The organism is Nocardioides sp. F233 (genome assembly GCF_057813895.1).
This window is the reverse complement of the sequence record NZ_JBVASH010000030.1, coordinates 1-294: the sequence shown is the minus strand read 5'-3', so window position 1 is coordinate 294 and position 294 is coordinate 1. Positions and strand designations below refer to the sequence as shown.

The 294-nt window shown below is 72.1% G+C and carries 1 protein-coding gene; it reads left to right on the top strand.

Going from position 1 to position 294, the window contains the following annotated elements:
- Positions 1–294 (top strand): DUF4126 domain-containing protein (locus tag ACZYRU_RS26940; RefSeq protein WP_488960181.1); only part of this gene is annotated, 294 nt, incomplete at both ends.

Below are 294 nucleotides of genomic sequence, written 5' to 3'. Positions count from 1 at the left end.
GTCGTGGGTGGCGCGGTCGGCGTGCTCATCGCCGGTGACTCGGGCTCGTTCAGCGAGCTGGTCGGAGGCACGGTCGGTGGCGGCAGCGCGCTGGCCGCGCACTCGGTCAAGACCGGCACCCGGATGGCGGTCAACACCGTGCCGGAGCCGTTCAGCAACATCGGCCTCAGCATAGGCGAGGACATCGCGGTGCTGGCCGTGGTCGCCTTCGCGATCGAGCACCCGTACGCCGCGGCGTCGATCGCCGCGCTCTTCCTGCTCGCCGGCCTGCTCGTGCTCTGGCTGGCCTGGCGG